Origin of the sequence: Mycolicibacter minnesotensis, assembly GCF_010731755.1 — a bacterium.
Taxonomy (GTDB): Bacteria; Actinomycetota; Actinomycetes; order Mycobacteriales; family Mycobacteriaceae; genus Mycobacterium; species Mycobacterium minnesotense.
This window is the reverse complement of the sequence record NZ_AP022589.1, coordinates 3,272,539-3,289,782: the sequence shown is the minus strand read 5'-3', so window position 1 is coordinate 3,289,782 and position 17,244 is coordinate 3,272,539. Positions and strand designations below refer to the sequence as shown.

General features: G+C 66.5%; 15 protein-coding genes. 3 read left to right on the top strand and 12 right to left on the bottom strand.

Annotated features, from left to right (window positions below; genetic code table 11):
* Window positions 1-101 precede the first annotated feature (101 nt).
* Window positions 102-1,394, top strand: a complete 1,293-nt coding sequence (locus tag G6N09_RS15240; protein WP_234806856.1) for an MFS transporter — start codon at window positions 102-104, stop codon at window positions 1,392-1,394.
* Here the strand turns inward: G6N09_RS15240 and G6N09_RS15235 are convergent.
* A complete protein-coding gene (locus tag G6N09_RS15235) occupies window positions 1,344-2,603 on the bottom strand; it encodes a cytochrome P450 (RefSeq protein WP_083022265.1) in 1,260 nt (419 codons plus the stop codon). The two genes, G6N09_RS15240 and G6N09_RS15235, sit on opposite strands and share 51 nt — an antisense overlap.
* Before the next feature lie 106 nt (window positions 2,604-2,709).
* On the opposite strand from G6N09_RS15235, the gene G6N09_RS15230 reads away from it, so the two are divergent.
* Window positions 2,710-3,342: a TetR/AcrR family transcriptional regulator gene (locus tag G6N09_RS15230; RefSeq protein WP_083022263.1), complete on the top strand. Its 633-nt coding sequence runs from the start codon at window positions 2,710-2,712 to the stop codon at window positions 3,340-3,342.
* A 13-nt stretch (window positions 3,343-3,355) separates the two neighbouring features.
* Here G6N09_RS15230 and G6N09_RS15225 read toward each other — a convergent pair whose 3' ends face one another.
* The 10 genes from G6N09_RS15225 to G6N09_RS15180 all read right to left on the bottom strand — a co-directional run bounded on the left by G6N09_RS15225 (window position 3,356) and on the right by G6N09_RS15180 (window position 15,810).
* Window positions 3,356-4,117, bottom strand: coding sequence for a PE-PPE domain-containing protein (locus tag G6N09_RS15225; protein ID WP_083022262.1), 762 nt, complete (start codon window positions 4,115-4,117; stop codon window positions 3,356-3,358).
* An 11-nt stretch (window positions 4,118-4,128) separates the two neighbouring features.
* Complete coding sequence (gene proB / locus G6N09_RS15220) at window positions 4,129-5,241, bottom strand: glutamate 5-kinase (RefSeq protein ID WP_083022260.1); 1,113 nt, start codon at window positions 5,239-5,241, stop codon at window positions 4,129-4,131.
* Window positions 5,238-6,683 carry a GTPase ObgE gene (gene obgE, locus G6N09_RS15215; RefSeq protein WP_083022258.1) on the bottom strand — a complete coding sequence of 482 codons (1,446 nt, stop codon included), beginning with the start codon at window positions 6,681-6,683 and terminating at the stop codon, window positions 5,238-5,240. Before obgE ends, proB begins: the two co-directional genes overlap by 4 nt.
* A gap of 48 nt (window positions 6,684-6,731) precedes the next feature.
* Complete coding sequence (gene rpmA / locus G6N09_RS15210; protein WP_083022256.1) at window positions 6,732-6,992, bottom strand: 50S ribosomal protein L27; 261 nt, start codon at window positions 6,990-6,992, stop codon at window positions 6,732-6,734.
* 17 nt (window positions 6,993-7,009) lie between these two features.
* Window positions 7,010-7,321: a 50S ribosomal protein L21 gene (rplU, locus tag G6N09_RS15205; protein WP_046286653.1), complete on the bottom strand. Its 312-nt coding sequence runs from the start codon at window positions 7,319-7,321 to the stop codon at window positions 7,010-7,012.
* A gap of 151 nt (window positions 7,322-7,472) precedes the next feature.
* Complete coding sequence (locus G6N09_RS15200; protein ID WP_083022255.1) at window positions 7,473-10,571, bottom strand: ribonuclease E; 3,099 nt, start codon at window positions 10,569-10,571, stop codon at window positions 7,473-7,475.
* Window positions 10,572-10,866: 295 nt separating this feature from the next.
* On the bottom strand, window positions 10,867-11,313 hold the full coding sequence (gene ndk / locus G6N09_RS15195; protein WP_083022253.1) for a nucleoside-diphosphate kinase: 447 nt from the start codon (window positions 11,311-11,313) through the stop codon (window positions 10,867-10,869).
* A gap of 86 nt (window positions 11,314-11,399) precedes the next feature.
* The gene (locus G6N09_RS15190) at window positions 11,400-11,750 is read right to left on the bottom strand and encodes a DUF4233 domain-containing protein (RefSeq protein ID WP_083022251.1); all 351 of its coding nucleotides are present in this window, start codon (window positions 11,748-11,750) and stop codon (window positions 11,400-11,402) included.
* Entirely contained in the window at window positions 11,747-13,147 is a 1,401-nt protein-coding gene (gene folC / locus G6N09_RS15185) for a bifunctional tetrahydrofolate synthase/dihydrofolate synthase (protein ID WP_083022487.1), read from the bottom strand. Before folC ends, G6N09_RS15190 begins: the two co-directional genes overlap by 4 nt.
* Before the next feature lie 11 nt (window positions 13,148-13,158).
* Window positions 13,159-15,810 (bottom strand): valine--tRNA ligase, encoded by a 2,652-nt coding sequence (locus G6N09_RS15180; RefSeq protein WP_083022250.1) that lies wholly within the window; start codon window positions 15,808-15,810, stop codon window positions 13,159-13,161.
* 188 nt (window positions 15,811-15,998) lie between these two features.
* Here G6N09_RS15180 and G6N09_RS15175 point away from each other — a divergent pair, with 188 nt between their 5' ends.
* Complete coding sequence (locus tag G6N09_RS15175; protein ID WP_083022248.1) at window positions 15,999-16,532, top strand: DUF732 domain-containing protein; 534 nt, start codon at window positions 15,999-16,001, stop codon at window positions 16,530-16,532.
* Window positions 16,533-16,597: 65 nt separating this feature from the next.
* On the opposite strand, the gene G6N09_RS15170 is transcribed toward G6N09_RS15175, so the two are convergent.
* Complete coding sequence (locus tag G6N09_RS15170) at window positions 16,598-17,188, bottom strand: DUF937 domain-containing protein (protein WP_083022246.1); 591 nt, start codon at window positions 17,186-17,188, stop codon at window positions 16,598-16,600.
* Window positions 17,189-17,244: the final 56 nt, after the last annotated feature.

The following is a 17,244-nucleotide window of genomic DNA, read 5'->3' as shown; positions in this document are numbered from 1 at the left end:
GTCGCCCGGCGGCTCGATTCCGGAGCACATACCCTGCGTCCCGCGTAAACAAACGCGCATTCTGGGCCCACAGGCACGCCGAAATCCGGCACTATGCTCGGGTGACACAGCAGCGGCTCACGCCGGACCAGCGCAATTCATTCCTCGCCGCAGTACTGGGCTGGTCGATGGATGCCTTCGACTACTTCATCGTGGTGTTCGTTTACGCCGACATCGCCAAGACCTTCGGCCATACCAAGACCGAGGTTGCGTTTCTCACCACTGCCACCCTGATGATGCGCCCGCTTGGCGCCCTGGTCTTCGGGCTGTGGGCCGACCGGGTCGGCAGGCGAATACCGTTGATGGTGAACGTGATCTTCTACTCGACGGTGGGTTTCTTGTGCGCCTTCGCGCCGACCTTCACCGTGCTGGTGATTCTGCGCCTGTTGTACGGGATCGGGATGGGCGGCGAGTGGGGGTTGGGCGCCGCGCTGGCCATGGAGAAGATCCCCGCCGAGCGCCGCGGGTTCTTCTCCGGGCTGCTACAGGAGGGATACCTGTTCGGCTACTTGGCCGCGACCGTCGCCTCGCTGTTGGTGAACGACGTGCTGGGGTTGTCCTGGCGCTGGTTGTTCGGACTCTCCATCCTGCCGGCCATGGTCAGCCTGCTCATCCGTTACCGCGTCACCGAGTCCGAGGTCTGGCAGGCCACCCAAGATCAGATGCGGTTGACCAGCACCAAGATTCGTGACGTGTTCACCGACGCGAAGGTGATCCGCAGGTTCTGTTACCTGGTGTTGCTGATGACGGCGTTCAACTGGATGAGCCACGGCACCCACGACATCTACCCGACCTTCTTGACCTCCGCTGACGGCGCGGGCCTGTCCCATGTCACGGCCAAGTGGATCGCGGTGATCTACAACATCGGCGGAATCATCGGTGGGCTGCTCTTCGGATCGCTGTCGCAGCGCCTGGGCCGGCGCTACGCGATCATCTGGGCCGCCCTGATGGGCCTGCCGATCGTGCCGCTGTTCGCGTTGTCGCGCACCGCCGGCATGCTGTGTCTTGGTTCGTTCTTGATCCAGGTCTGCGTACAGGGCGCCTGGGGCGTGATCCCGGCCCACCTGACCGAGATGTCACCGGACGCCATCCGCGGCTTCTACCCGGGGGTCACCTATCAGCTCGGCAACCTCTTCGCCGCGTTCAACCTGCCGATCCAAGAGCACCTGGCGGCCTCCCATGGCTACCCTTACGCCCTGGTCGTCACGGTGGTCCCGACGCTTCTCGCGGTCGTCGTGCTGACCGCAGTCGGCAAGGACGCCACGGGGCGGCACTTCGGTCAGCCCCTGGCACAGTCCCCCGGGTCAGAAGGTGCAGGGCAGGGCACGGATCCCGTGGATGAAGCTGCCCGCTAGGTATTCGGGCTCGCCGGCCTCGATCTGCGGCAACTCGCGCAGGAGTTCCCCGAACAGTGCGCGCAGCTGCGCACGCGCCACGTGGGTTCCCAGGCAGTAGTGCTGCCCGCCCCCACCGAAACCCAGGTGCGGGTTCGGGTCGCGACTCAGATCCAGACGGTCGGGTTGATCGAACACCTGCGTGTCCCAGTTCCCGGAGGCGTAGAACATCGCGACCTTGTCACCGGCCCGAATGGTCTGTCCGCCAAGCTCGTAATCGGTTGCGGCGGTGCGCCGGAACGTCATGACCGGCGTCGCGTAGCGGACGAACTCCTCGACTGAGGTCCCGATCCGGCGGTCGAAGTCGTCGACCAACCAGGCACGTTGCGCAGGGAAGTCGGTGAGTGCCCGCAAGGCGTGGCTGGCGGTCTGGCGGGTGGTGTCATTGCCCGCCACGGCCAGCAACACGAAATAGGCGGATACCTCGGCGTCAGTGAGCCGGTCACCGTCCACCTCGGCGTTGACCAGGCTGCTGAACAGGTCGTCACCGGGGTGCTCGCGGCGCTGGGCGGCCAATGCGCCGGCCACCTGATGCAGATACATGATGTTCTCGCCCATCACCGCCATCGGGTCACGTCCGTTGAGGTAGGCCGGATCGTTGGTCGACACCAGAGCGTCGGCGGCATGGGCCACCTGCGCGCGCTCGGAATCCGGCACGCCGACCATGTCGGCCAAGGTGCGTAGTGGCAGTTCCTTGGCGCAGTACTCGACGAAGTCGGCCCCGCTGCCGGCGGCTTTCAGTTCGGCGACGATCGCTGCGGCGTTGGACTTGATCGAGTCTTCGATGCGCCTGATCTGCCGGGGCGTGAAGGCCGCGGTGGCCAGTTTGCGCAGCTTCGTGTGCCGGGGCGGATCCATGGCCAGGAAGGACTGGGTGGTTTCCAGCATCTCCTGGGGAATGTTCTCGAACTGAACGCCTTTACCCGACAAGAACACCTCGTTGGTGCGGCTCACGGTGACGATGTCGGCGTGTCGGGTGACGGCCCAGTACCCGGGGTCGTCGGGATCGTTGAGCAGGGCATCTTCCACCGGTGGATGCCAGCTGACGGGCCGCTCGGAGCGCAGTGTCGCGAATGAGCGCTCCCGCTCGGCCGCGGTGCCGGACCAAAACGCACGCGAGGACAGGTCGACGGGGTCGTATCCGTGGATCGTGGCGGATGGAGCTGACATCTGACCTCCTGGTCTTATGACACCGATCACAGTCGGATCATCGCCGACAATAAATCTAGACAGTATGTCTAGTCAAGATGTTGCCTCAGCCAGTACGCTTGCCGACGTGGCCTCTGTGACCCGCAAGCCCCCTACGGGCCGCCAGGATCGGCGTGCCGAGATCGAGCGGCGCCTGCTCGACGCCACCGAGCGCCTGATGAGCGCGGGCGCCAGCTACACCGAGCTCAGCGTCGACCGCCTCGCCACCGAGGCCGGAATGTCGCGCGCCAGCTTCTACATCTACTTCGAGGACAAGGGCCATCTGCTGCGCCGGCTCGCCGGACAGGTATTCGGCGACCTGGCCAGTAGTGGCCAGCGATGGTGGGGTGTGGCGCAGCGCCGGGACCCCGACGATGTCCGCGCTGCGATGACCGCCATCATCGCCAGCTATCGACAGCACCAGCCGCTGTTGGTCGCCCTGAGCGAGATGGCCGGCTACGACCCCCAGGTGGCAGCCACTTACCGGGAGCTTCTGGCCGCCATCGCGGGCCGGGCGGCGCAGGTCATCGAAGACGGTCAGGATGACGGTTCCATTCGCCGCGAGTTGCCCGCGGCCACCACCGCCAGTGCGCTGACCTGGATGGTGGAAAGGGCTTGCTATCAGAACCTGCCGAATCATGGCCCCGACTACGACTCCGAGCTCGCGACCGCGTTGACCGAAGTCGTGTGGGGGGCGCTCTACCTCACACCCGCCAAGTAAACCGGTCCAGACACTATGGCGCGGTCGGCCCGCCCCAGGCCGAGCGGTCATAAGAGTTCTCGATAATGCGACGGCGCCGCCTCAGCCGGGCGGGAAGCAATCTGCTCATCGTGCAGGCTGGGGGCACGCGCGTCGGCGAGAAGACATAGCTGACATTGCCGCGACTCACCCGAATGTTGTCGGTGCTGCCGATATCGACCCTGAAGTAGTTGTTGTGGATCAGCACCAGGCCCAGCAGGGCATTTCGAACAGCCAGCGAATCGACCCGCGCTGCAGGACGATTCGGGAAATCTGCCATGCCGTCGTACTGACGGCACAGGTCGGTCACCGCAAACGGGGTATTCGCCGGTACTCCGACGCCGCCATAGTCCGGCAGTCGCATGAAGGTCACCAGCGTGGGGTCGGCCCGATAGATGCCGTGAAACGGCTGTTCAGGGTTGGCCAGCAGCAGAAACGACACCTTGTCGACCGGAACCGCCGACGTCGGCCCCCACTCACGGAGCCACTTGCAGGCAACTTGCGAGCCCATGCTCACGCCGTAGACCAACACCTCGTCGGCGTCCGGCGAGTCGGCGAAGTGCGCGACCAGCATGTCGTCGAGTGCCTGTGCGCCGCGCCGAACCGCCTCCACCGCAGGGACGTAGCGCAGACCGGCGAAGTAGGTATTCGGGTACTTGACGTTGCGAACCGTACTGCCTCTGGTGACCGCGCCGCGGCACATGAACCGGAGAAACCCGCTCCACCCGGCCCCGTCGATGGTGAATACGGTGCCCATGTCGGCTGGTACTAGACCGCGACCAGATCGTCGGCGTGGACGACCGGGCGGCGGGCGTCCGGCGCCAGCTCCGCGGTGGACCGGCCGATCATTGCGTCCAACTCCGTCGCGTCATAGCCGACAACGCCGCGTGCCACCACAGAACCGTGCGGGTCGCACAGCTCCACCACGTCGCCGCCGGAGAACCGGCCTGCGACAGCGGTGATCCCGGCGGGCAACAGGGAGCCACGCCGGGTCAGCACCGCCTCCACCGCACCGGCGTCCAGCGTCAGCACCCCAACCGCATCCGCGGCGTGACGCACCCAGAACCTGCGTGCCGACAACCGTTGCGCCCGAGGCGAAAAGACCGTTCCCACCGACGCGTCGGAGAGTGCCTCAGCCGCGTCGGTGGCGGCGGCCAGCAACACCGGGACTCCGGCATCCGCCGCCAGCAACGCCGACGAGAGCTTCGACACCATCCCACCGGTGCCCAGGTGACTGCCTTCGCTGGCTACTACGTCAGCGAGATCATCCGGCCCAGACACTTCGGAGACCAGGCGGGCGGGGCCCTTGCGCGGGTCGGAGTCATAGAGACCGTCGATGTCGGAGAGCAACACCAGCGCGTCGGCGCCCACCAGATGCGCCACCAGCGCCGAGAGCCGGTCATTGTCACCGAACCGAATCTCGTTGGTGGCCACCGTGTCGTTCTCGTTGACGATAGCTACGGCGTGCAGGGCACGCAGCCGGTCCAGGGTGCGAGCGGCATTGGTGTGCGACACCCGCATGGCGACATCCTGGGCGGTGAGCAGCACCTGGCCGACGGTGCGGCCGAATCCCCCGAAGGCGGAACTCCACGCGTTGACCAACGCCACCTGGCCCACACTGGCGGCGGCTTGTTTGGTGGCCAGATCCGTTGGCCGCCTTGACAAGCCAAGCGGCTCCAGGCCGGCCGCGATAGCGCCCGAGGACACGATCGTCACGTCCGAACCGGCCTTCATCCGGGCTTCGATCGCCTCAGCCAGCCCGGCCAGCCGCGCGGCATCGAGCATGCCGATCTCCGTGGTCAGGGCGGTGGTTCCGATCTTGACCACGACACTGCGCGCGGTGCGAATCGCTTCGCGTGCCGCGGATTGACCGTGGCTCACGACTCCTCCGGCTGCTCACGACGCTGCTTGCGTGCAACCTTACGTTCCGCGGCGCCCACTCGATCCGTGCGCTCCAACCGTGTGTCGGTTCCCCGGCCGGACAACGTGATGTCCACCCCGGCGAGCGTGGCGGGCTCCCAGTCGAACGTCATCTCCCCGATGGTCACCGCACAGCCCGGCTTGGCACCCCGCTTGAGCAGTTCGTCCTCGACCCCGAGCCGGGCCAGCCGGTCACCCAGGTAGCCGACCGCCTCGTCGTTATCGAAGTTGGTCTGATGCACCCAACGCTCGGGCTGTGTGCCGCGCACAAGAAAGCCGCCCTCGCCGTCGGCTTCCACGGTGAACCCGGTATCGCCGGCGCGCACGGGGCGGATCACCGGCCGGCGCGCCACCGGCTCCGGCTGCGCCGCACGATACGCCGACACCATCTCGGCCAGCGCAAACGTCAACGGCCGCAAGCCGGCACGGCTCACCGTCGAGACCATGAACACCGGCCAGCCGTACTGGTCGGCGATGTCGTCGCGGACGAACTCCGCCATCTCCAGCGCCTCGGGCACGTCGATCTTGTTGAGCACCACTGCCCTTGGCCGGTCCACCAGGTCACCGAGGGCCGAATCCCCTTGCATGGTGGGGGTATAGGCAGCCAGTTCGGCTTCGATCGCTTCGATATCGGAGAGGGGGTCGCGACCAGGTTCGGCGGTCGCACAGTCCACGATGTGGACCAGCACCGCGCACCGTTCGATGTGCCGGAGAAACTCCAATCCCAGTCCACGCCCGGTCGAGGCGCCTGGGATGAGGCCGGGCACGTCTGCCGCGGTGAAAGTGCTGTCGCCGGCCGAGACCACGCCCAGGTTCGGTGCCAGCGTGGTGAACGGATAGTCGGCGATCTTGGGTTTGGCTGCCGAGATCACCGACACCAGTGCGGATTTGCCCGCGGAGGGGAATCCGATCAGCCCGACGTCGGCGACAGTCTTGAGTTCCAGGGTGAGGTCGCGGGTCTCGCCCTTCTCCCCCAGCAACGCAAAGCCGGGCGCCTTTCGGGCGCGCGACACCAGGGCCGCGTTGCCCAAGCCGCCTCGCCCACCGGCGGCTGCTTCGAACCGGGCACCGGTCCCAACCAGGTCGGCCAGCAGTCGACCGTGCTCGTCGAGCACAACGGTGCCGTCGGGAACCTTGATCTCCAGGTCGGCGCCGAAAGCGCCGTCCTTGTTGTTGCCCTGGCCCTGCTTGCCGGATGCCGCGTCGATGTGCGGCCGAAAGTGAAAGTCCAGCAGGGTGTGCACCTGGGGATCCACGACCAGCACGACGCTGCCGCCGCGCCCACCGTTACCCCCGTCGGGGCCACCGAGCGGTTTGAACTTCTCCCGGTGAATAGAGGCGCAGCCGTTGCCCCCGTCGCCGGCCCGCACATGGATGACAACGCGGTCGACGAACCGGGACATGGCGTTACTACCTATCCGGCGCCCTACGGCGCCCAGTTACGCCGGCGACTAGTCGCGGGCGACAGGCACGATGTTGATGAGTTTGCGGCCGCGCTTCACACCGAACTCAACCGAACCGGGTGCCGTGGCGAACAGGGTGTCGTCGCCGCCGCGCCCGACGTTGACGCCGGGGTGGAAGTGGGTGCCGCGCTGGCGGACCAAGATCTCGCCGGCCTTGACGACCTGGCCGCCGAATCGCTTGACGCCGAGTCGCTGGGCGTTTGAGTCGCGCCCGTTACGTGAGCTGGAAGCGCCCTTCTTGTGTGCCATCTCGCTGCCTCCTGCTGCTACTTGATTCCGGTGACCTTGAGCACGGTCAGCTGCTGACGGTGACCCTGCCGCTTGTGGTAGCCGGTCTTGTTCTTGAACTTGTGGATGCGGATCTTGGGGCCCTTGGTGTGCTCGAGCACCTCGCCGGTGACCGCGACCTTCGCCAGCTTGGCGGCGTCGGTGGTGACGGTGGCACCGTCCACGACCAGCGCGACCGGCAGCGAGACCGACGATCCCGGCTCGGACTCGATCTTCTCAACCTTAAGCACGTCGCCAACGGCTACCTTGTACTGCTTGCCGCCGGTTTTGACGATTGCGTACGTCGCCATCGTTGGTTTCTACCTCTGCTTCTCAGGCGCGCACGCCATCGGGACTTGCGCAGGTGTCTGGGGTTCTGTCCGCCGAGCTGTGGTTATTCCCGCCTGGCGACAACTGGTCAAGGGTACGTGACCAGCAGCTAAGGGGTCAAACCGGCCCGCCTTAGATCGGAGGTCCGGCAGGCCGGGCCGCCGCGCGCCGCCGCCGCGGACGCTCGACCAGCGCAACAGGCGCTTCGGGCTCCTCGACATCGTCGGCTTCGTCGATGACGTCCAGGTCTTCGTCGTCGTCGTCGGTGTCGTCGTCATCGTCGGTGTCGTCGTCATCGTCGGTGTCGTCGTCATCGTCGGTGTCATCGTCATCGTCGGTGTCATCGTCATCGTCGGTGTCATCGTCGTCGTCATCGTCATCGTCATCGTCATCGTCATCGTCATCGTCATCGTCATCGTCATCGAGATCGACATCTTCGACGTCGTCATCGTCATCGTCGTCATCGTCGTCCTCGTCGAGATCGACTTCTTCGACGTCGTCGTCATCGTCATCGTCATCGTCGTCGTCGGTGTCGTCATCGTCGACGACCTCGTCGTCAGCGTCCCCATCCGAGTCCGCACGGTCCTCATCGGTCGCGTCGGATTCCAGGTCGTCCTCGCCGACCTCGTCGGCGCCTTCGGCCTCCTCGGTGCCGTCGGCGCTCCGATCGGTGAGGACCACCACCTGCTCGTCGGCGTCGGGCGCAGTCTCGTGCTCATCGTCCTCGTCGTGCCGGTCGCTGGCCGCGGCCATCGCCTTGAACATCGGATGGTCACCCGGAGTGTGCACCGGAACCTTGACGACCGCCGGCTCATCGACCTTCGGCTTTTTCGAGCGCTTGCTGCGACGGCTGGTAGTGCTGCCACCCGGCTCGGACTTGCGGCCCGGCCCAGCCGAATCCACCGGGTCGGCATGCAGCACGATGCCACGCCCGGCGCAGTGCTGACACGACGTCGAAAAAGCTTCGATCAGCCCCGTGCCCAATCGCTTACGGGTCAGCTGCACCAGCCCCAGGGACGTCACCTCAGAGACCTGATGACGCGTCCGGTCCCGGCCCAGCGCCTCGGTCAACCGGCGCAGCACCAGGTCTCGGTTGGACTCCAACACCATGTCGATGAAGTCGATGACGATGATCCCGCCGATGTCGCGGAGCCGAAGCTGCCGCACGATCTCCTCGGCGGCCTCCAAGTTGTTCTTGGTCACCGTCTCCTCGAGGTTGCCCCCGGACCCGGTGAACTTGCCGGTGTTGACGTCGACCACCGTCATCGCCTCGGTCCGGTCGATGACCAGCGTTCCGCCAGAGGGCAGCCAGACCTTGCGGTCGAGTGCCTTGGCGAGCTGCTCGTCGATGCGGTGCACGGCGAACACGTCGGGACCGGCTTGGCCGTCCGGACCGGTGGGCGACTGGTAGCGGGTCAGCTTCGACACCAGTTCGGGCGCCACCGAGCCCACGTACTCGTTGATCGTGGCCCAGGCGTCGTCGCCGGAGACCACCAGCTCGGAGAAGTCCTCGTTGAAGAGGTCCCGAATCACCTTCACCAACACATCGGGCTCTTCGTAGAGCGCTACCGCGGCACCGGCCGCTTTGCCCTTGGTCTCGACCGCGGTGGCCTCGATCTGGCTCCAGCGTTCCTGGAGTCGCTCCACGTCGGTCCGGATGTCTTCTTCTTTGACGCCCTCCGAAGCGGTGCGAATGATCACACCGGCGTTGGCGGGAACCACCTCGCGCAGGATCTCCTTGAGTCGCTGACGCTCGGTGTCCGGCAGCTTGCGGCTGATTCCCGTGGAGGACGCACCCGGCACGTAGACCAAGTAGCGGCCGGCCAGCGACACCTGGGTGGTGAGCCGGGCACCCTTGTGACCGATCGGATCTTTACTGACCTGTACGACGACGTAGTCGCCCGGCTTGAGGGCCTGCTCGATCTTGCGGTTGGCGCCGCCAAGCCCGGCCGCTTCCCAGTTCACCTCACCGGCGTAGAGGACGCCGTTGCGGCCCCGCCCGATGTCGACAAAGGCCGCTTCCATGGACGGCAGCACGTTCTGCACCACGCCCAGGTAGACATTGCCCACCAGCGAGGTCGACGCGGCGGACGTGACGAAGTGCTCGACCATCACGCCGTCTTCGAGCACGGCGATCTGGGTATAGCGGGCACCCTGGTGCGGCGGCTCGGTCCGGACGCGATCACGGACCACCATCCGGCGTTCCACGGCCTCTCGGCGGGCCAGGAACTCCGCTTCGCTCAGGATCGGCGGGCGACGGCGGCCGGCGTCGCGGCCGTCGCGGCGGCGCTGCCGCTTGGCCTCCAGCCGGGTCGAGCCGGTGATGCCCTGGATCTCGTCGTCACCGGTCCCCCGGTCACCCTTGGCGGATCGGTTGGTCTTGGCCCGCGGGGCCCGCTCGTGCACGACGGTGTTGGGCGGGTCATCCGACGCGGCGGTGTCATCGTCCTCGCCGGTCCCGGCCTTGCGCCGACGACGCCGCCGACGACGCCGGTTGCCTGCGTCTTCACCCGAGCCACTGTCCTCGTCGCCGCTGTCCTCGGCGTCCCCGGCTTCTTCCGGTTCCGCGGCGACATCGTCGTCCTCGGTCTCGTCCTCGGAGTCCGCAACATCGTCGGATGCTGACCCTTCGGAGCCGCGGCCGCGGCCCCGGCCGCGGCGACCACGGCGGCGGCGCCGGTTGGCGGGCCGGTCACCATCGTCGGCGTCGGAGTCAACGTCGGCCTCAGCCTCGGCACTGCCGGGCTCGTCGTCATCGTCATCGTCATCGGCGACGTCGTCCTCGGCGGCGCGAACCACCGCGCGGTCAAGAGCTACCGGCTGCGGTGCGACGAACAGCGGCATGTAGTCGGCCCGAGTGGCGACCGGTTCCGGGGCGGTCTCCAGCAGCAGCCGGGACTCGGGCTCGTCGGGAATCTCGTCGGCTTCCTCGGCCGAGCCCGCCTCCTGGAACAGCCCCCCGACAGCGGGCTCCCCGGTTGCACCCAAAAGGTCGCGAACCCGAACCGCCTCGACGCGGTCCACACTGGAATGGGCGCTGCGAGTCCGGCCATCGAGCTCGGTCAGCGCATCCAGAACCCGTCGGCTTGTGGTGCCCAGGACCCGTGCCAGGGAATGGACCCGCAGTCGTTCGGGCAACTCCTGAGGCTCGGCGGCAACTGCTGCTCGTTCCGACTCAGGGCCTTTGAACTCAGGGCCTTCGAAGCCTTTGAAAAGAGAAGGGTCTTCCACGTAAGTCTCCTCAAGCCCCCGGGCGCGTCGTTACGACGCGGCCACTCGAGGACTTCTCGTTATGGGCCCGGATCGCTTCTCCGGGCTTGTAGTGGTCTCGCTCCGAGGGGCTCGGGTTGAACCGACTCGGTGCCTGGCTGAATGAGGCCCAGCGATCGGCGCCGCATCACAGATCGCGATCGTCGCACTCGCCGAAGTCTTCATTCGGGTGTCGGAAACCGATCCGGTGACGTTCACCCGTTAGTCAGTATCCCACACAATCCACAGCAGCCGGACGAAAGGCGCTAACCCGGCGTCAGGCCAGGGTCATCGGCGACGTCTGCACCGAGGGCTTCAAGTCGGGAAACCACAGCGCGATCTCGCGCTCGGCCGACTCCGGCGAGTCCGAGCCGTGCACCAAGTTGAATTGGGTCTCCAAGCCGAAATCGCCGCGAATGGTCCCCGGGGTGGCCTTGGCCACCGGGTCGGTTCCACCGGCGAGCTGCCGGAACGCCTCGATCGCGCGCGGGCCCTCCACCACGGCAGCGACCACCGGGCCCGAGGTGATGAAGTCCAGCAAAGAGGCGAAGAACGCCTTGCCGTCGTGCTCGGCGTAGTGCTGCCGGGCCACCGCCTGTTGCACGGGCCGCAGTTCCAGGGCCGCCAACGTCAGGCCCTTCTTCTCGATCCGGTTGATGATCTCGCCCACCAACCGACGGTTTACGCCGTCCGGCTTGATCAGTACCAACGTCCGCTCAGTCATGACGCGTCGCTCCTGTCCCGTTGCTCCGCCCGGCATCGTCGCCGGCGGCACGGGCGACAGCGTACCGGCCTAGGCGCAGGCCCCCTTCACGAGCGTCGCAAGACCACGGCACGGAAGTAAGCGATGAGCACCCACACCGCGGTGAACACCAAGCCCATCACCCCCACACCGGGATAGACCACGAACCCGGCCACCAGCACCGACTGCACGGCCAGATTGGCCCAAATCGCCCAGGTCCGGCCCTGGACTCCCGCGAGCAGCAGCAGCACCAGGGCCAGGCCGATCAGATACGTCAGCGAGAACGGCGTCAGACCGCCCCCCACGACGCTGACCACCGGCAGCGCCAACAGCACCGTAATGGCCTCCAATATCAGCGTGGCGGCCATCACGCCGCGAAAACCACGCCAGGGATCAGGTGCGGCTGATTGTTCAGTCATTCCGGGTCCTTCCCGAACAGGGATCGAGCGGCCCCGGCGGTGACCACCGATCCGGTGATCACGATTCCAGCTCCCGAGGCTTCCCCCTCAGAATCGAATTCATCGACCAGGGCGGTCGCCGCGTCGATCGCGTCTTCCAGCGTCTCCGTGGTGACCACCCGATCGTCACCGAACCACCGCGCCGCTGCCACGGTGAGCATCTCGACATCCAGGGCCCGAGGAGAACCGTTGTGGGTCACAACAATTCGATCGAAAGCCGGCTCCAACGCCGCCAGAATTCCGTCCACGTCCTTATCGCCCATCACACTGACGATCCCGACCAGATAGCGGAAGTCGAAGTCCTCGGCCAAGGCCTGGGCCAGCACGGCGGCACCGGCCGGATTGTGCGCGGCGTCGATGAAGACCGTAGGCGAACTACGCATTCGCTCCAGCCGTCCGGGGCTGCGCACCGCGGCGAAGCCCGCCCGAACGGTGTCGAGGTCGAGCTGACGTTCAGCACCCGCGCCGAAGAATGCCTCCACCGCAGCCAGCGCCAGCACCGCATTGTGCGCCTGGTGCTCACCGTGCAGAGGCAGGAAGATGTCGGTATACACCCCGCCCAAGCCCTGCAGTTCCAGCAGCTGCCCGCCGACCGCGAGTTGGCGGCTACGCACCGCGAACTCTGAGTTCTCCCGAGCCACCGCGGCGTCGGCCCGGACGGACTGCGCCAGCAACACCTCCATGACCTCCGGCACCTGGCGGGCGATCACGGCCACGGTGTCGACCAGATCATCCGACGATCGATGGATGATTCCGGCCTTCTCCGCCGCGATCCCGGCGAGGTCGTCGCCGAGGTAGTCGACGTGGTCCATTCCGATCGGGGTGATCACCGCCACCGGCGCGCCGACGACATTGGTGGCGTCCCAGCGGCCGCCCATGCCGACCTCCACCACACCAACATCGACCGGGGCGTCGGCGAATGCCGCGAACGCCATGCCGGTGAGCACCTCGAATTTGCTCATGGCCGGCCCGCCGTCGGCCTGCGAGGACGCATCGACCATCTGCACGAAGGGCTCGATCTCGGCGTAGGTCTCCACGTAGCGTGCCGGGCTGATCGGCTGGCCATCGATGGCGATGCGTTCCACCGCCGACTGCAGATGCGGGCTGGTGGTCCGCCCCGTACGACGGCTGAAGGCCATCAGGAGCGCGTCGATCATCCGAACCACCGAGGTCTTGCCGTTGGTGCCGGCGACGTGGATGGAGGGATAGCTGCGCTGCGGGGAGCCGAGCAGTTCCAGCAGGGCGTTGATCCGGGTCAGGCTCGGTTCGATCGTGGTCTCGCCCCAACGCTGATCGAGCAAGTGCTCAACCTGCAGCAGTGCCGCGATCTCGTCGGGGGTGGGCTCCGTGGTTCCGATCGGATGATCGGTCACGTCAGGCCCGCCAGACGCGCAGTGATCCGCTCCACCTCGTCGTTGGCCAGCTGCTGGCGACCGCGGATCTTCTCGACCACCGCGTCCGGCGCCTTGGCCAGGAACGCCTCATTGCCCAGCTTCGCCGAGGTGGCCTCGAGCTCCTTGTGTGCGGCGGCCAGATCCTTCTCCAGCCGCCGACGCTCAGCGGCGACGTCGACGGTGCCGGAGGTGTCCAGTTCGACGACCACGGTGCTCGTCTTCGCACCGGCGCCCAGCCTGACCTCGACAGTGGCCGACGGCGTGAATCCGTCACCGGGCTCGGTCAGCCAGGCCTGCGAGGCCACCGACGCTACCTGGGTGGCCAGGTCGGCCTCCTCGATGCCGGTCAGCCGGGCCGGAACCTTCTGCCGGTCGCGCAGTCCCTGGTCGCTGCGGAATCGGCGCACCTCGGTCACCAGCTTCTGCATGTCGGTGATCCGTTGCACGGCAACCTGGTCGAACGCGAGCTCCGAGGCCGTCGGCCAATCCGCGATCACCAGCGACTCGGCGCCGGTGAGTTCCTGCCACAGCGTTTCGGTGACAAATGGGATCACCGGGTGAAGCAGTCGCAACAGGTTGTCGAGCACCGCCGCCAGAACCGCGGTCGTGTGCGTAATCCCCTGCCCCAGCTGGGTTTTAGCCAACTCGACATACCAGTCACAGAACTCGTCCCAGGCGAAGTGGTACAGCGACTCGCAGGCCCGCCCGAATTCATAACCATCGAACGCCGAATCCACTTCGGCGCGAACCTCTTCCAGGCGCCCCAGGATCCACCGGTCGGCGTCGGTCAGCTCCGCGGCCGCGGGAAGCGGCGCCAGGGCGGCGCCGTTCATCAGCGCGAATCGGGTCGCGTTGAACAGCTTGGTTACGAAGTTGCGCGACGCCCGAGCGTGGTCCTCCCCGATCGAGAGGTCACTGCCGGGGCTGGCACCGCGGGCCAGGGTGAACCGCAGGGCGTCGGCGCCGAACGTCTCAACCCAATCCAGCGGATCGATGCCGTTGCCCTTGGACTTGCTCATCTTGCGGCCGTGCTCGTCGCGAATCAGGCCGTGCAGAAACACATTCTGGAACGGAACTTTGCCGTTGGGCAGCACGTCATCGCCACCGACGAAGGTGCCGAACATCATCATCCGCGCCACCCAGAAGAACAGGATGTCGTAGCCGGTCACCAGAACGCTGGTCGGATAGAACTTCTCCAACTCCGGGGTGGCGTCCGGCCAGCCCATCGTGGAGAACGGCCACAACCCCGAGGAGAACCAGGTGTCCAGCACGTCGGGGTCCTGCTCCCAGCCTTCCGGCGGGGTCTCGTCCGGGCCGACGCAGACCTTCTCGCCATTGGGCCCGTGCCAGATCGGGATGCGGTGCCCCCACCAGAGCTGCCGAGAGATGCACCAGTCGTGCATGTCGTCGACCCAGGCGAACCAGCGCGGTTCCAGACTCTTGGGGTGGATCACCGTGTCGCCGTCGCGGACGGCGTCACCGGCGGCCTTGGCCAGCGAAGAGACGTCGACCCACCACTGCATGGACAGCCGCGGCTCAATGACCTCGCCGCTGCGCTCGGAATGCCCGACACTGTGCAGGTAGGGCCGCTTCTCGGCGACGATGCGACCTTGCGCCGCCAACGCTTCGCGCACCGCGACCCGGGCCTCGAAACGGTCCATGCCGTCGAACTGTGTTCCGGTTCCGGTGATCCGTGCACGTTCGTCCAAGATCGTTGGCATGTCCAGCTGGTGCCGCATCCCGATCTCAAAGTCGTTGGGGTCGTGAGCGGGGGTGACCTTGACCGCCCCGGTGCCGAATTCGGGATCGACGTGAGCGTCGGCGACTACCGCGATCTCGCGGTCCAAGAACGGGTGCGGCAGTGAGCTGCCCACCAGGCCTCGGTACCGGTCGTCGTCGGGATGTACCGCGATCGCGGTGTCACCGAGCATGGTCTCCAGCCGGGTGGTGGCCACCACAATGTGCGGCTCTGCGTCATCGAGCGAGCCGTATCGGAACGACACCAACTCACCCTCAATGTCTTCGTACTTCACCTCGAGGTCGCTGATCGCGGTCTGAAGCACCGGCGACCAGTTGACCAACCGTTCAGCCTGGTAAATCAGCCCGGCGTCGTAGAGCCGCTTGAAGATCGTGCGCACGGCCCGCGACAGGCCGTCGTCCATGGTGAATCGTTCGCGACTCCAGTCCACGCCGTCGCCGAGCCGGCGCATCTGGCCACCGATGGTGCCGCCGGACTCCCGCTTCCAGTCCCACACCTTGTCGATGAACAGCTCGCGGCCGAAGTCTTCCTTGGTCTTGCCATCGGCGGCCAGCTGGCGTTCCACCACGCTCTGCGTGGCGATGCCGGCGTGGTCCATGCCCGGCAGCCACAACACCTCATAGCCCTGCATCCGCTTACGACGGGTCAGCACGTCCATCAGGGTGTGGTCCATGGCGTGGCCCATGTGCAGGCTGCCGGTGACGTTCGGCGGCGGCAGCACGATCGAATAGCCCGGCTTGTCGCTGGTGGGGTCCGCGGTGAAATAGCCGGCATCGACCCAACGCTGGTAGATCGCGTCCTCGACCGCACCCGGCTCCCAAGACTTGGGCAGGTGATCGGTGTTGGCGGCGTTGGAAGTGTCAGTCACCGGTCAATTCTAGGAATGACGGGTACGTCCTGCGTGACCGGCTTACTCGGCCCCCGAATCGGCACCGACAAGAGCCTGCCGCCGTTCCATACTCGCAGTTCACCGCGGGCGTTCGCCGTGCCGACACGTGACCGCCGGGTCAGCGAACCGGTGGACAGCTGCGGTGTGCGACAGATACAAGTTGAGCTGTGAACGCCGAAGAACCGACCCGAGAATCCGCCTCTGCACCGGCCCGTCAGGAGTTCGCGGAGCAACTCGCATGGTCAACCGACGCCGCGGTACCCGAGCTGGTCGAGCGCCGGCCGCTGGGCCGGCCGCTGCGCTGGTTCCTGACCAGTGTCGGCGTCGTCGGTATCGCTGTCGGCGCGTTCTTGGCCGGTCACGCCGGCCGGCCCGCGACAACCCTCACCTCAGTCACGACCGTCACCGAGACGGCCACGCCGGCACCCGAACCGGCGATCGGCGGAGCTCCACTCGGGATCGACGCGCACTATCTGCAGTTGCTCGCCCAGCACAACATCACCTCGCACAACGCCTCGGACACGATCCGTGGCGCTTACCAGATGTGCGCAGACCTGGCCAGCGGCAAGACCCCCGAGCAGGTCGCCGACGGGCTGACGCCGCCAAGCAGCGGCCGGTCCGGACATGTAGCTACCCGCAACGACATGATGGGCTACGTGATGCTCACCACCGGGGTCTACTGCCCCCAATACGCGCAATAGGCTGGTGCAGGCAGGGTGAGGCTCGCCCCGAGACGAGCCCCTCCCCTGCGCTGACGGAGTAGTTACTACTTCTTCCCGCCGAGCAGACCGCCGAGGATGTCGCCGATCGCGCCGCCGGTCTTGCCGCCGATCATGTTGCCCAGGATGCTGCCCATCGACTGGTTCTTGGGGGCACTGCCACCGGCCATACCGCCCAGAATGCTGCCCAGAACGTCGCCGAGGCCGCCGCCGGAAGCCTGTTCCTGGGCCGGCTCGGCCTTCTGGCCGGTCAGTTGCTTGCCGATGTAGGCCAGCACGATCGGCGCGATGATCGGCAGCAGCTTCTGCAGCAGATCGTTGTTGCCGGCACCGGCGCCCGACAGCGCCGACGCGACCTGGCTGGTGTCATTGCCGCCGAAGATGGTGGAGATCACCTGCTGTCCTTCGGACTGGCTGGCACCCAGGGCGTTGTCCAACAGCCCAGCGGCCGCGAAGGTGGCGGCAGAGTTGACGATGCTGTCGGCTTGACCCGGGTCTTGGGCGTTCTGGCTCAACCCACCGACAAGTACCGGCACCAGGGTGCGAATGGTGCTGTCGACTTCACTCGAGTCGGCGCCGAGCTGGTTGGCGATGTCTTGGATGGGGATCTGAGCGAAGAGATCGTCGAGGCCGGCCATGAGTGATACCACCTTCTTTGCTGGGTGCTGCTAGGGGCAGCGGTCGAAAACGACAC